This is a genomic window from Ectothiorhodospira lacustris (assembly GCF_022227785.1).
In the GTDB taxonomy this organism is placed as follows: domain Bacteria; phylum Pseudomonadota; class Gammaproteobacteria; order Ectothiorhodospirales; family Ectothiorhodospiraceae; genus Ectothiorhodospira; species Ectothiorhodospira lacustris.
Map to the genome: position 1 here is coordinate 1 of NZ_JAJNQM010000083.1, position 13,198 is coordinate 13,198.

General features: G+C 64.1%; 13 protein-coding genes and 1 pseudogene. 9 read left to right on the forward strand and 5 right to left on the reverse strand.

What is annotated here, in order from left to right:
- Positions 1-442 (forward strand): amino acid--tRNA ligase-related protein (locus LQ952_RS13385; RefSeq protein WP_283949380.1); only part of this gene is annotated, 442 nt, incomplete at its 5' end.
- 200 nt (positions 443-642) lie between these two features.
- Here the strand turns inward: LQ952_RS13385 and LQ952_RS13390 are convergent.
- Positions 643-2,277 (reverse strand): alpha-D-glucose phosphate-specific phosphoglucomutase, encoded by a 1,635-nt coding sequence (locus tag LQ952_RS13390; RefSeq protein WP_238623141.1) that lies wholly within the window; start codon positions 2,275-2,277, stop codon positions 643-645.
- A gap of 127 nt (positions 2,278-2,404) precedes the next feature.
- On the opposite strand from LQ952_RS13390, the gene LQ952_RS13395 reads away from it, so the two are divergent.
- From LQ952_RS13395 to iscU, 4 genes are all read left to right on the forward strand, one after another.
- Positions 2,405-2,875, forward strand: coding sequence for a DUF1249 domain-containing protein (locus LQ952_RS13395; protein ID WP_238623130.1), 471 nt, complete (start codon positions 2,405-2,407; stop codon positions 2,873-2,875).
- A 142-nt stretch (positions 2,876-3,017) separates the two neighbouring features.
- Positions 3,018-3,503 (forward strand): Rrf2 family transcriptional regulator, encoded by a 486-nt coding sequence (locus LQ952_RS13400; RefSeq protein ID WP_238623131.1) that lies wholly within the window; start codon positions 3,018-3,020, stop codon positions 3,501-3,503.
- Positions 3,504-3,513: 10 nt separating this feature from the next.
- Positions 3,514-4,734 (forward strand): IscS subfamily cysteine desulfurase, encoded by a 1,221-nt coding sequence (locus tag LQ952_RS13405; protein WP_238623132.1) that lies wholly within the window; start codon positions 3,514-3,516, stop codon positions 4,732-4,734.
- 37 nt (positions 4,735-4,771) lie between these two features.
- Positions 4,772-5,197 carry a Fe-S cluster assembly scaffold IscU gene (gene iscU, locus LQ952_RS13410; protein WP_238623133.1) on the forward strand — a complete coding sequence of 142 codons (426 nt, stop codon included), beginning with the start codon at positions 4,772-4,774 and terminating at the stop codon, positions 5,195-5,197.
- Between the two features lie 102 nt (positions 5,198-5,299).
- On the opposite strand, the gene LQ952_RS13415 is transcribed toward iscU, so the two are convergent.
- Genes LQ952_RS13415 through LQ952_RS13430 form a run of 4 tightly spaced genes read right to left on the reverse strand, consistent with a single transcriptional unit; the run spans position 5,300 to position 9,846 of the window.
- A complete protein-coding gene (locus tag LQ952_RS13415) occupies positions 5,300-7,291 on the reverse strand; it encodes a transglutaminase TgpA family protein (RefSeq protein WP_238623134.1) in 1,992 nt (663 codons plus the stop codon).
- Positions 7,288-8,277 carry a DUF58 domain-containing protein gene (locus LQ952_RS13420; protein WP_238623135.1) on the reverse strand — a complete coding sequence of 330 codons (990 nt, stop codon included), beginning with the start codon at positions 8,275-8,277 and terminating at the stop codon, positions 7,288-7,290. The genes LQ952_RS13415 and LQ952_RS13420 overlap by 4 nt, the downstream gene beginning before the upstream one ends.
- Positions 8,277-9,218, reverse strand: coding sequence for an AAA family ATPase (locus LQ952_RS13425; RefSeq protein WP_238623136.1), 942 nt, complete (start codon positions 9,216-9,218; stop codon positions 8,277-8,279). Before LQ952_RS13425 ends, LQ952_RS13420 begins: the two co-directional genes overlap by 1 nt.
- A 31-nt stretch (positions 9,219-9,249) precedes the next feature.
- Positions 9,250-9,846 carry a GNAT family N-acetyltransferase gene (locus LQ952_RS13430; RefSeq protein WP_238623137.1) on the reverse strand — a complete coding sequence of 199 codons (597 nt, stop codon included), beginning with the start codon at positions 9,844-9,846 and terminating at the stop codon, positions 9,250-9,252.
- Positions 9,847-9,947: 101 nt separating this feature from the next.
- Between LQ952_RS13430 and LQ952_RS13435 the strand changes: the two genes are divergently transcribed.
- The 4 genes and pseudogenes from LQ952_RS13435 to LQ952_RS13450 all read left to right on the forward strand — a co-directional run.
- Positions 9,948-11,129, forward strand: a complete 1,182-nt coding sequence (locus LQ952_RS13435; protein WP_274522024.1) for an ABC transporter permease — start codon at positions 9,948-9,950, stop codon at positions 11,127-11,129.
- Positions 11,129-11,905 (forward strand): ABC transporter ATP-binding protein, encoded by a 777-nt coding sequence (locus LQ952_RS13440; protein WP_238623139.1) that lies wholly within the window; start codon positions 11,129-11,131, stop codon positions 11,903-11,905. Before LQ952_RS13435 ends, LQ952_RS13440 begins: the two co-directional genes overlap by 1 nt.
- Entirely contained in the window at positions 11,902-12,903 is a 1,002-nt protein-coding gene (locus LQ952_RS13445) for an MlaD family protein (protein ID WP_238623140.1), read from the forward strand. Before LQ952_RS13440 ends, LQ952_RS13445 begins: the two co-directional genes overlap by 4 nt.
- Before the next feature lie 14 nt (positions 12,904-12,917).
- Positions 12,918-13,198 (forward strand): annotated as a pseudogene (locus LQ952_RS13450) (hypothetical protein); the annotation flags it as partial.

Sequence of the window (13,198 nt, forward strand, 5' to 3'; positions counted from 1 at the left end):
GCTGGATGTCCGGGGCGAGTTGGACCGGGATGGCTGGCTGGATCTGATCATGTCCATGGTGGTGGCACCCGCCCTGCCTGCGGACGGTCTGACCTTCATTCACGATTATCCCGCCAGCCAGGCCGCACTGGCCCGGATCTGCCCGGAGAACCCGGCGGTGGCCGAGCGCTTCGAGCTGTATTGGGGCGGGGTGGAGTTGGCCAACGGTTTTCATGAACTGGGGGATGCGGCGGAGCAGGGCGCTCGCTTCGAGGCGGACAACCGCCGCCGCCGGGATGCGGGGCAACCGGCGGTGGCGGTGGACCATCATCTGCTGTCTGCCCTGGCGTCGGGCCTGCCGGACTGTGCCGGTGTCGCCTTGGGCGTGGACCGGTTGCTCATGTGTCTGAGCGGCTGCGACCACATCCGCCAGGTGCTGGCCTTTGACTGGGAGCGGGCCTGAAAACAGGGCTTCGTTGATTCTTTGCCGTCACTCCGCGGATTCTTTGCCGTCACTCCGCTGATTCCCTGCCGTCACTCCGCGGATTCTTTGCCGTCACTCCCGCGAAAGCGGGAGCCCAGGGTTTTCAGTTCGTTGCTGGATTCCCGCCTGCGCGGGAATGACACCGGGGCCACGCGGGAATGACGGATTCAGGACACCTTTCAGGTAATCACCGTCGGCGCCTCGCGCCCGGTATGTTCCCGGATGCCCGCCATCTCATGGGCAATGGCAATCAGCGGCGCCAGTGCCGCCTGAGTCTCCAGTTCGTGCTGTTGCGGGTCCGGCTCATACCGTTCCACATAGAGCCGCAGGGTCGCTCCCGCCGTACCTGTACCCGACAGCCGGAACACCAGTCGCGACCCGCCCTCGAACAGGATGCGGATCCCTTGTCCCTGACTGACGGACCCGTCAATGGGGTCTTCATAGGCGAAGTCATCCGCCAGGCTCACGGTGTGCTCACCCAGGCGTCTGCCGGCAAGGCTCGGCAAACGATCCCGCACCCGGTTCATCAGGGCATCCGCCCGCTGGGCATCCACTTCCTCATAATCATGGCGGGTATAGAAATGCCGGCCGAACTGACGCCAGTGGGACTTGACGATGCTTTCCACCGATTCGTGGCGTACCGCCAGCAGGTTGAGCCAGAACAGCACCGCCCACAGCCCATCCTTTTCCCGCACATGATCGGAACCGGTGCCGAAACTCTCCTCGCCGCAGAGGGTGACCCGGCCGGCATCCAGCAGGTTGCCGAAGAACTTCCATCCGGTGGGGGTCTCGAAACACTCGATCCCCAGATGCTCCGCCACCCGATCCGCGGCCTGGCTGGTGGGCATGGAGCGGGCAATGCCGATGATGCCGCTGCGGTAACCCGGTACGTGGTGGGCATTGGCCGCCAGCACTGCCAGGCTGTCGCTGGGGGTGACGAAGAAGCGGCGTCCCAGGATCATGTTGCGATCTCCGTCGCCGTCGGAGGCGGCGCCGAAGTCGGGGCCGTTGCGTCCGTTCATGGCCTCCACCAGGTCATGGGCATGCACCAGATTGGGGTCCGGGTGATGACCCCCGAAATCCGCCAGGGGTTCGGCCCGCATCACCGTGCCCGGCGGGGCGCCGAGCATGTCTTCCAGGATACGCCGGGCATAGGGACCGGTCACCGCGTGCATGGCATCAAAGCGCATGCGAAAAGGCACACTGTTGAACAGGGCACGCATGCGGTCGAAGTCGAACAAGTTCTGCATCAGCGCCGCGTAGTCCTGCACCGGGTCCACCACGGCAATTTCCATGGCGCCCAGCTTGCTGCTGCCCAAGTGGTCGATGTCCACATGCTGGATATCGGCAATCCGGTACTCGGTCAGCTTCAGGGTGGCGGCGTGAATCTCGTTGGTGACCTTTTCCGGCGCCGGCCCCCCGTTGGGAGTGTTGAATTTGATGCCGAAATCCCCCTGGGGGCCGCCGGGATTGTGGCTGGCGGAGAGGATGAGTCCGCCCTGGGTGCGATAACGCCGGATCAGGCAGGAGGCCGCCGGGGTAGACAGGATGCCGCTGCGCCCCACGATGACCTTGGCGACCCCGTGAGCCGTCGCCATGCGCAGGATGATCTGGATGGCCTCCCGGTTGAAGTAGCGGCCATCACCGCCCAGCACCAGGGTGCCGCCCTTGAGGGCCGTCTGGGTATTGAAGACGGCCTGGACGAAGTTTTCCAGATAATGGGGCTGCTGGAAGACGCGTACCTGCTTGCGCAGGCCGGAAGTGCCCGGTTTCTGGTCTTGGAAGGGGGTGGTGGCAACCAGGTTGATGTTCATGGGCTCGCGGCGGTGAGTGGCTGGAGTCACTGAAGTTACCAAATACGCGGTCATCTGTCCCGGTCAGGCACGCAGATGCCCCGAGTTCGATGGCTTTCCCAGCGTTCTCCTTGGTAATATGCCGCCCATGTTGCTTGAGGCCCGCAAACCCGCCTATCTGGACCCTCGGCCCCGCAGCTTTGCGGCGCTGATGGACCTGTATGAGGCTAATTACATCCGCCTGCGCCGGCTGTGTCCCGAGTTGCGGTCACTGCAGGGTGTGCGGGTCTCCCGGGTAGCGGGAGCGATGGACGTCCACCTGGAAGTGATCGAGCGCTGCCCCTACACCACCACGCTGATGCTCACCTACTACTTTGAAGGCGACGAGGGACGACACCGGCGCAAGAGCCCCAATCTGCATCTGAGGGTCTATCACGATGCCCGTCAGGCGGAAGTCATGGGACGTGCCTGCCACCGCTCGGGCGAGGAGATCAGTGTGGGTGATCATCCTGACTGGCAAGCCCTGGAGCATCGCTGGCGTTTCAACCGCTTTCTTTACAAGTGGCTGGGTTATTGCCTGCATCAGGGACATCGGTTCGAGGGTCCCGGGGCCCTCTGAGCCGCCCGCCGGGTTTCCCTATTCCCCGACCTCCCGCAAGAAAAAATTCTTGACTAGTTTGGTTGGTTTTGTGAGACTGCCTCTAAACCTGACTTGCCAAGTCGGGAAATATGAAGCCTGACAACCGAGGAAGGGGGCATCCATGAAACTGTCAACCAAGAGTCGATATGCGGTGACCGCCATGCTGGACCTGGCCATCCACGACGGGATCGGTCCTGTGACCCTGGCGGATATTTCCCAGACCCAGGGGATTTCCCTGTCCTACCTGGAACAGCTCTTCGCCAAGCTGCGCAAGCATGGCCTGGTGGAAGGGGTGCGCGGCCCCGGTGGTGGCTATCGCTTGGCGCAACCCGCCGACGAGATCACCGTGGCGAGCATCATCACTGCGGTGGACGAGAACGTGAAGATGACCCGCTGCCTGGGCACCGGTGATTGCCACGACGGGCAGCGTTGTCTGACCCACCAGCTTTGGGATGAACTGAGCCAGCAGCTGTTTGCCTTCCTTGATGGGATCACCCTGGATCAGTTTGCCAATCGTCCCGAGGTCCAGCAGATCGCCCGGCGCCAGGAGCAGCACCACCCGCGCCACGCCCATCAGCATTTCATTTTCCGTCGCTCCGCCGCCTGAGGAGGCCCCTATGTCATCAAGAAGGCCCATCTACCTGGATTACGCCGCCACCACACCGGTCGACGAGCGGGTGGCCGAAGCGATGTTCCGGTTCATGACGTTCGGCGGTGCCTTTGGTAACCCTGCCTCCCGTTCCCACAGCTTCGGCTGGGAGGCGGAAAAGGCGGTGGAGGAGGCCCGCGAACAGGTGGCGGCCCTGGTGGGTGCCGATCCCCGGGAGATCGTCTGGACCAGCGGCGCCACCGAGGCGGACAACCTGGCCATCAAGGGTGCGGCCCATTTCTATCAGAAAAAGGGGCGTCATATCGTCACCGTCAAGACGGAGCACAAGGCCGTACTCGACACCTGCCGACAACTGGAGCGGGAAGGTTTTGAAGTCACCTATCTGGACCCGGAGCCCAGCGGCCTGCTGGATCTGAATAAACTGGAGGCCGCCCTGCGCAATGACACGGTGTTGGTGTCGGTGATGCAGGTGAACAATGAGATCGGCGTGATCCAGGATATCGAAGCCATCGGCAACCTGACCCGGTCCCGGGGCATCCTTTTCCATGTGGATGCCGCCCAGTCCACTGGTAAGGTGCATCTGGACCTGTCGAAACTGCCGGTGGATCTGATGAGCTTTTCGGCCCACAAGACCTACGGTCCCAAGGGTGTGGGTGCCCTGTATGTGAGTCGCAAGCCCCGGGTGCGGCTGGAGGCCCAGATGCACGGGGGCGGCCACGAGCGCGGCATGCGCTCCGGCACCTTGGCGCCTCACCAGATCATCGGCATGGGCGAGGCCTTTCGTATCGCCCGCGAAGAGATGGGTGCGGAGAATGAGCGTCTGCGCATGCTGCGGGACCGGCTCTGGGAAGGGTTGTCCACCATGGATGAGGTCTACCTCAACGGAGACCTGGAACGGCGGGTGGCCGGCAATCTCAATGCCTCCTTCAACTTCGTGGAGGGGGAGAGCCTGATCATGGCGCTCAAGGACATCGCCGTATCCTCCGGTTCCGCCTGCACCAGTGCCAGCCTGGAGCCTTCCTATGTGCTGCGTGCCCTGGGGCGGGATGACGAACTGGCTCACAGTTCCATCCGCTTCTCCGTAGGCCGCTATACCACGGTGGAAGAGATCGACCATACCATCGCCCTGGTGACATCGGCGGTGGAGAAACTGCGTGAACTCTCACCACTGTGGGAGATGCACCAGGAAGGGGTGGATCTCAAGAGCGTGGAGTGGGTGGCCCACTGATCCATGCAGGACAACCGAATTCGAGAGGTAACCGAACATGGCCTACAGCGATAAAGTCATCGACCATTATGAAAACCCCCGCAACGTGGGTTCCCTGGACAAGGCCGACCCTCACGTGGGTACCGGCATGGTGGGTGCCCCGGCTTGCGGCGACGTGATGAAACTGCAGATCCGCGTCAATGATGCCGGCGTCATTGAGGACGCCAGGTTCAAGACCTACGGTTGCGGTTCCGCCATTGCCAGCTCCAGCCTGCTCACCGAGTGGGTGAAAGGGAAAACCCTGGAGGAGGCCGGCGCCATCAAGAACACCCAGATCGCCGAGGAATTGGCCCTGCCGCCGGTGAAAATCCACTGTTCGGTCCTGGCCGAGGACGCCATCAAGGCCGCCATTGAGGATTTCCGCAAGAAGACGGTCCAGGCCCCTCCTGCCGATCATGAAGAACCCCGGCGACTGTCGGCATGACCGGCATCGCCCCCTGACAAAGCCCGGCTCACAGGGACGTGAGCTTGTTTGCTTCCCTCCCCATGGGGCTTTGTACCCGCCGGCAACGGCGGGTTTTTTGGATCAGACCCTGATCCGGCGCAACAGCCCGCGTAGCCGTCCGAAACGTTCCGGGTCGGGGCTGGCACCGTAGCGCAGGGCCACATACTCCCGGGTGAAGGCCATCACCGGTTCCGCCAGTTCCGGGCGTTCCCGGGCGATGCGTCGGGCAAAGTCCATGGGGGGTTCATGGGGGGCACGGGTGAGCCCGCCACGGGCCAGTCGACGGCAGAAGTGCCGGTACACCACCGCCAGCGGGTCGGCCACGGGCAGACGGTTACGCCACAGGAAGATGGCCGCGAACACCAGCACCACCACGCCGACAAGCGCCACCATCAGGGTGATCATCCCGCGCCAGTCCAGGCGTCCCAGGCCCAGGCGCTCCAGCAGTTCCCCCTGCCGCTCGGGGCCGAAGGCCAGTACCCAGCCGCTCCAGTAGTAATCGATGCTGTCGCGCCATAGCGCCCACTGCAGCCGCACCATGCCCCAGTCCAGGCTGCGGCGGATGAAGTCCGGGGCACCCAGGTCCCCGGACAGGGCGGCCCGGATCCCTGACTCGATCCGCTCAGGCGACACCGCCGCCGTGGGGTCCACCCGCACCCAGCCCCGGCCTTGCAGCCAGACCTCGGCCCAGGCATGGGCGTCGGATTGACGTACCAGCAGGTAATTGCCCAGGCGGTTGTATTCGCCGCCTTGGTAGCCGGTGACCACCCGCGCCGGGATGCCGGCGGCCCGCATCAGCACCACGAAGGCACTGGCATAGTGCTCGCAAAAACCGGCGCGGGCCTCGAACAGGAACTGATCCACCGGGTCCCGTTCCAGGCGGGGCGGCGACAGGGTATAGAAAAAGGGCTCTTCGTTGAAATGGCCCAGGGCGGTCCGGATCAGCGCCTCATCATCCTCATGCCGTGATCGCCAGTCCTGTGCCAGGGCCTGCGCCCTGGGGGCCGCACGGGCCGGCAGGTTCAGCGCCTGACGGCGACGCGCCTCGGACAGTTCCGGTTCCAGAATCAGGTCCGTCCGTGAGGCCAGGGTGTACTGCACCAGGCGCCGTACCGGCCGGCTGGACACCAGGTAGTGATCCTCGATCATGCGGGCATCGGGCGGTACGGAGACGGGGATATCCAGGGCCAGCAGCCAGCGGCGTTCGTGGGGTTCCAGATTGATGGTGTAGGTGACGACCCTCTCAAGATCCGGTGCCTGGGGCAGGGCATCGACCTCCGTCTCCCGGCCTGCGCGCCAGGTACGCCCGTCGAAATGCGCGAATACCGGTCCGCGCCAATAGCGCTGCGCCGGTACGGGCGGATCGTCGGTGAAAGAGACACGGAAGGCGGGGGCGTCGGATTGCAGCAGCTGGCTGATGGAGCCGGGAGACATGCTGTCGGACAGGCCGGTGACGCCGGTGGTGCTGTCCTGGGGCATGCCCCACAAGGGTCCGGGCAGGCGGGGGAAGAGCAGGAACAGGATGATCATCACCGGCACCGCCTGGCCCAGCATGAGGCCGGCCAGGCCGAAGGATTCCCTTACCGGCTGTATCGCTTCACCGGCATTGAGTCGTACCAGGGCCGCCGTGGTGGCGAACACCGCCACCAGCATGTAGAGGGCGACCGGGATCTCCTGGGAGTAGAAGAAGTTGGTGATGATGACGAAATACCCCAGGAACACCACCAGCATGGCATCCCGATAGGTGCGGGTCTCCAACAGCTTCAGGCCGGTCATCAGGACCAGCAGGGCCACCCCGGCATCCCGGCCGAAGAGAGTGCCGTAGCGGCCCAGGACCAGCCCGGTCATGAGCACGGTGAGCAGCACCAGTATCCAGCGAGGGGGCATGGGCAGTCGGCCCAGGTGGACGCCGCCGCGCCAGGCCAGGGCCAGGGTGGTGGTCAGCACTACCCAGACGGGCTGATTGAACAGATGGGGCCCGATGGCCACGCCGGTGGCGGCAATCACCCATAGCAGGGCGCCGGAGCGGCCCGGTAGCCGATCTTCCAGCCGCATGGGTGCCGCGGCGCTCATGGACAGGATTCCGCCGGCAGGGCGAAGCAGGCCAGGTATTCCAGGCAGCGGCGCTGGTGGGCCTCGCCCGTCTCCGGCTCCAGGGCCAGGCCGGGCATGCGCAGGCCGAAGCGCAACCCCTGGCCCTGGGCCTGCAGAACCTGGTGACACATCATGGACAGCCGGGTCTCCAGGTCGCCCGCCGGCAACTGGTCCCAGTCCAGCCAGATCTGTCCGCCACTCACTTCGCCGAACTGCTTGATGTAGAGATCGCCGGTGCGGGCCAGGGCCTTCCAGTCCAGATGCCGGGGCGAGTCTCCCGGCTGATAGCCCCGTACCCCGGCAAACTCCTCTCCGGCGGGATCGGTCCGTTCCCGACTTTCGCCTTCATCCTGCCCGGCAAAGGGGGGCGCCTGATCCATGGGTAGGGGCTTGGGGTAGACCAGCACGGATTCATCGAAATACAGCCAGGACCAGGCCCGGAACAACCCCATCGGATAACGACCGTGAAGTCGCAGGCGACCGGGCCGCAGCACGCCCCGGCGCCGGGTGGGCAGGTCCAGCGTGACCTGGTTTTCCCCCCGGGGGTTGACGTCGAAGGGGACCGGCGCCCCATCCAGGGTTTCCAGTAGCAGGCCGCGACGGGCAACCCGGCTGGGGTTCTCCACCGTATAAACGAACTGGGCGGTCTGGCCGGCAAAGACCGGCTGGGCCGGTCGGCGGGTGATCCGCAGTCCCAGCAGGTTTCTGTGGGTATGCCACATGGCATTGGCGCCCAGGGCCGCCAGCAGGAAGGTCAGCATGAAGGCCATGCTGTTGCTGTAATTGATGGCCCCCAGCAGCATCACCAGCAGGATCAGGGCAAAGGTGTAACCCTGGCGGGTGGGCAGGATGTAGATACAGCGCCGATGCAGGCGCAGGGTCCGACCCTCCGGTAGCTGGCGCCGGGTGATCCAGGTAATGAACCATTCCCGCAGCCGCCGACGGTCCGGAACCAGGGCCTTCATCACGGGACCGGTACCGCCTCGATCAGACGCCGGGTGACCTGTTCCGGTGCCAGACCGGGGGACTCGTTGAGCTTCAGCCGATGACCGGCCACCGGCGGCAGGACTGCCTGGATGTCCTCCGGTAGCACGTGGTCCCGGTGATCCACCAAGGCCCAGGCCTGGGCGGCCCGCATCAGTGCCAGTGCCGCCCGCGGCGACAGGCCCATCTGGTAAAGCGCCGGCCGACGGGTATGGGCTACGATGGCCTGCAGGTAGTCCAGCAGGCCATCGGAGACATGAACCTGAGTCACCTGCCGCTGCAGGGCCAGCAGGGCCGGGGCATCGACTTGGGCGGGCAGTTCCTCCACCAGTTCGCGGCGATCCCGACCCCGCAGCAGGGCCCGCTCCGCAGCGGCATCCGGATAGCCCAGGTGGATGCGCATCAGAAAACGGTCCATTTGGGATTCGGGGAGGGGAAAGGTGCCGATCTGTTCCTGGGGATTCTGGGTGGCGATGACGAAGAACGGCTCCGGCAGACGCCGGGTGGTGCCTTCAATGGTGACTTGCTGTTCTTCCATGGCCTCCAGCAGGGCACTCTGGGACTTGGGCGTGGCGCGGTTGATCTCATCTGCCAGCACCAACTGGGAGAATACCGGGCCGGGATGGAATTCGAAGCGCTTGCGTTCCGTGCTGAACACCGAGACCCCCAGGATATCCGCCGGCAACAGGTCACTGGTGAACTGGACGCGCTGGAACTGCAGTCCCAGGGTGCGGGCCAGGGCGTGGGCCAGGGTGGTTTTGCCCACGCCGGGCAGGTCTTCCACCAGCAGGTGACCCCGGGCCAGCAGGCAGGCCAGTGACAGCCGGATCGGGCCGGGCTTGCCGAAGATCACCGTATTCAGCTGGGCCAGAATGGCGTCGATGCGAGCAGCCATCGTGGTATCGGGCAGGGTCTTGTTCATGGGCGGCTCCGGCCCTCCGTGATCAGAAAGCCTAGAGGGACTTGACCCAGAAGACCATGGTCTTTTCCGATTCTCGCTGTTCACCCAGGTCTTTCCAGGAGAAAACGGTGGTGATACTGGGTTGTTTGCGATAACCCCGTTTCTTCCAGAACTCATCCAGCGGCTTGTAGTCGGAAGGACGGCGGGGGTCATCCTTCGGTCGATAGACGGCGCAGAAGGTGGCATGGGTGAAGCCGCCCAACGACTTGGCGTGGGCCTCCCGTTCCTGGAAGAATCTCACGCCCAGGCCTTGACCTCGATATTCGGGTAGGAGCACGGATTCGCCCAGATAGAAGACCCGTGCCGGATCGTAGCCTTGCTGACGCAGGGGGCGGATCACGTTCTCTGGCTCTCGAATCAGGGGTAGGGCGGTGGAGGCACCGACGATCCTGTCACCGTCTCGGACCATCACCACAATGCTTTTGGGGGAGGTGATGTAGGTGGCCAGGTAGTTCTCCTCGTAGTCCGTATCGCCATCGTAGAGATAGGGATAGGCACGAAAGACACTGATCCTGAGCCGGGCCAGTTCAGGTAGCCAGGGTGTGGCCTGCGACCCCACCAGGCGTTCGATTTGCAGGGTACTGGACATGACGATCCCGGGTGCTTTGTCAGAAGGGAATTGGACTACCCCCGCGCATGCGGGTTCACTGTCGCTTTCTTCTCGTGTTCAGTCTGGCAATATGGAGCGACATGTTCAATGGTTTGCCATGGAGTCCGCGTGTTCCCGTGGGTAAAAAGACATCAGTGAATGAAGGCGGCGCACAACTGAACGCATCCGTGGGCCCGGCGGGTGAATGCATCCTGGCACTGTCCGGGCGCCTGGATGCCTATACGGTGGGCGGTTTCTGGTCCCGGGCCCGGCGCCTGCTGGATGATCACCCTGCGACGCCGGTGCGGGTGGATCTGACGGCGGTGGAATATTGTGACGGCGCCGGGGTAGCCCTGTTGCTGGATCTGTTGCGCCAGCCCCGGGCAACGGCCGCGGAGGTGGCGCTGGTGAATGTGCCGGCCAAGGTCAGTCAGTTGCTGGAACCCTTTGATGCCAAGGCGTTGGTGGAGATCCCCGGGTCGCGTCGTCCGCCCGGCCTCAGGCAACGGCTGGCGGACAGCCTGCACGACCTGGGCCGTGATCTCTACCTTCACATGGTCTTTATCGGCGAGGCCGCGGCCGCCCTCGCCCATGGCCTCACCCATCCCGCCCGGGTACGCTGGAAAGATGCCCTGCGCATCGCCCAGGAGGCCGGGGTCAATGCCCTCCCCATCGTCGCCCTCATCGCCTTTCTCATGGGCGTGATCCTGGCGTTTCAGTCCGCCGTGGCGATGAAGCAGTTCGGTGCCGAGATCTTCGTCGCCAACCTGGTGGCATTGTCCCTGTTCCGGGAACTGGGTCCGCTGATGACGGCGATCCTGCTGGCGGGTCGATCCGCCTCCGCCTTTGCCGCCGAGATCGGTACCATGAAGGTCAACGAGGAGCTCAACGCCCTGACCACCATGGGGGTTGACCCGGTGCGCTTCCTGGTGGTGACACGGGTGCTGGCGGCGGTGATCATCGCGCCGCTGTTGACCATCTTTGCAGACCTTGTGGGGCTGATGGGGGGGGCTATGGTGATGATGACCTTCGATGTCCCCTTTGTGGCGTTCATGAACCAGGTCAGTCAGGCGGTCTCGCCGGGGGATTTCCTGGGCGGGCTGTTCAAGGCCGCGGTGTTTGGTCTGGTCATCGCCGGGGTAGGCTGTTTGCGTGGCCTGGAGACCCGTGCCGGTGCCTCGGCCGTGGGTATTTCCACCACCCGGGCGGTGGTCAGTGCGATCATCCTGATCGTGGTTCTGGACGGCCTGTTTGCCGTGATCTTCTTCCATCTGGGTATCTGATGCACTCCGCTTCGCAAAATCCACCGCCGATCATCCAGGTGCGCGACCTCACCCTGGGGTTCGGTGGCACGCCGCTGCTGGAGCAGCTGTCCTTCGACGTCGCGCCGGGGGAGGTCTTCGTGATCCTGGGGGGGTCCGGTTGCGGCAAGAGCACCCTGCTCAAGCACATGATCGGGCTGTATGAACCCATGGCCGGGAAGGTGATCATCGGCGGGGAGGTCTTTACCGGCACCGAAGGCAAGGCGCGTCGGGACATCCTGCGGCGCTTCGGCGTCATGTATCAGATGGGTGCCCTGTTCGGCTCCATGACTCTGCTGGAAAACTTGCGTCTGCCCCTGGAAGAATTCACCGACCTGCCCGAAGAGGCCATGGACCTGGTGGCCCGGCTCAAGCTGCAGCTGGTGGGGCTGGCGGGTTTTGAACAGCACATGCCGGCGGAGATCTCCGGGGGAATGCAGAAGCGTGCCGCCATCGCCCGGGCCATGGCGCTGGACCCCGACATTCTGTTCCTGGATGAGCCTTCGGCGGGCCTGGACCCCATCACCTCGGCGGAACTGGATCAGTTGATCCTGCGTCTGAGCCGCATCCTGGGCATCACCTTCGTGGTGGTGACCCACGAGTTGCCCAGCATTTTCGCCATCGCCGACCGGGTAATCATGCTGGACAAGGAAACCCGGGGTATCCTGGCAGAGGGCGATCCCGCCCATCTGCGGGACCACAGTGAGCACCCCTGGGTGCGTCGTTTCTTCAACCGTGAAGCCGCGGAGGCATCGTGAGTAGTCGTGCCGGATATTTTCGCCTGGGATTGTTCATCGTCGGCGCCTTTGCCGCCACCGTGGTGATCCTGCTGGCACTGGGGGTGGGGGCGCTGCTGCGGCCCAAACTGATGATGGAAACCTATTTCGACGGCTCCATCCAGGGGCTGGAGGTGGGGGCGCCCATCAAGCTGCGGGGCGTCACCATCGGCGAGGTGAGCCAGATCAGCTTTACCTACGCCCATTATCAGAAGGATCTGCCGGTCGTTCGGCGCGCTCAGTATGTGATGGTCCGGGGCTGGTTGCGCCCCGACCTGCTCAGTGCCTCCATGGGGGATGTCAATGATGAACTGGCACGGTTCGTGGATCGGGGGCTGCGGGTGCGCATGACCAGCCAGGGCGTCACCGGCATCAACTTTCTGGAGCTGGATTTCTTCGATGCCGATACCTTCACTCCCGTGGAGATCGACTGGACCCCGGAGTACCTGTACATCCCCTCCGCCCCCAGTACCATGACCCAGTTCCTGCAGTATGCGGACAACATCATGCGCCGGGTGGACAGGATGGACGTGGAGTCCATCCTGTACAACATTGAGCGTTTCACCATCAATCTGAACGAGATCGTGGAGGGGGTGGACGCCAAGCGACTCATGAGCGAGCTGGCCGGCAGCCTGGAGCAGATCCACGATATCCTCAAACGGGTGCAGGGCCTGGCGGACTCGCCACAACTGGCGAAGATCCCGGAAGACCTGGGAGCAACGGCGCAAAATCTCCGGCGGCTCTCGGAGTCGCCCGAGATTCGGCGGTCGCTGGAAGGTCTGACCCGATCCCTGGAGCAGCTGCAGGGTACCGTGGGCCGCACCGATGACCTGATTGCCGGCCATGAACAGGATATCGCGGCCTCACTGGACAACCTCCGTACCATGACCGACAACCTGCGCGACCTGACCGAGGACCTGCGCCGTCATCCCGGTGCGATCCTCAATCGTCCCCCTGAGCCCGCCGAGCTGACCCGATGACCCGGAGCCTGACCATGCCCCAAGTACCCAAGATCCTGTTGATGCTCATGCTGGTGCCGGCCCTGTTTACGATCGGTGCCTGCAGCGTGAGTCTGGAACGTGATCCCCCGGTACGCATGACCTATCTGATGGAAGCCAAGCGTCCGGCGCTGCAGCCGTCGGGTCCAGCCGTCGGCAGTCTGGCGATGGGTACGGTGCGGGTGGCACCCGAATTCTCCACCAGGGGCTTGATCTACCGCATGGACGACACCCGGTATGTCTCCGACTTCCATCATGACTGGTTTGCCCCGGTGCG

What these genes read in the sequence shown, in the direction of transcription:
- LQ952_RS13390 (WP_238623141.1), bottom strand. Translation starts at nt 2,277, where the DNA reads ATGAACATCAACCTGGTTGCCACCACCCCCTTCCAAGACCAGAAACCG.
- LQ952_RS13395 (WP_238623130.1), top strand. Translation starts at nt 2,405, where the DNA reads ATGTTGCTTGAGGCCCGCAAACCCGCCTATCTGGACCCTCGGCCCCGC.
- LQ952_RS13400 (WP_238623131.1), top strand. Translation starts at nt 3,018, where the DNA reads ATGAAACTGTCAACCAAGAGTCGATATGCGGTGACCGCCATGCTGGAC.
- LQ952_RS13405 (WP_238623132.1), top strand. Translation starts at nt 3,514, where the DNA reads ATGTCATCAAGAAGGCCCATCTACCTGGATTACGCCGCCACCACACCG.
- iscU (WP_238623133.1), top strand. Translation starts at nt 4,772, where the DNA reads ATGGCCTACAGCGATAAAGTCATCGACCATTATGAAAACCCCCGCAAC.
- LQ952_RS13415 (WP_238623134.1), bottom strand. Translation starts at nt 7,291, where the DNA reads ATGAGCGCCGCGGCACCCATGCGGCTGGAAGATCGGCTACCGGGCCGC.
- LQ952_RS13420 (WP_238623135.1), bottom strand. Translation starts at nt 8,277, where the DNA reads ATGAAGGCCCTGGTTCCGGACCGTCGGCGGCTGCGGGAATGGTTCATT.
- LQ952_RS13425 (WP_238623136.1), bottom strand. Translation starts at nt 9,218, where the DNA reads ATGAACAAGACCCTGCCCGATACCACGATGGCTGCTCGCATCGACGCC.
- LQ952_RS13430 (WP_238623137.1), bottom strand. Translation starts at nt 9,846, where the DNA reads ATGTCCAGTACCCTGCAAATCGAACGCCTGGTGGGGTCGCAGGCCACA.
- LQ952_RS13435 (WP_274522024.1), top strand. Translation starts at nt 9,948, where the DNA reads ATGTTCAATGGTTTGCCATGGAGTCCGCGTGTTCCCGTGGGTAAAAAG.
- LQ952_RS13440 (WP_238623139.1), top strand. Translation starts at nt 11,129, where the DNA reads ATGCACTCCGCTTCGCAAAATCCACCGCCGATCATCCAGGTGCGCGAC.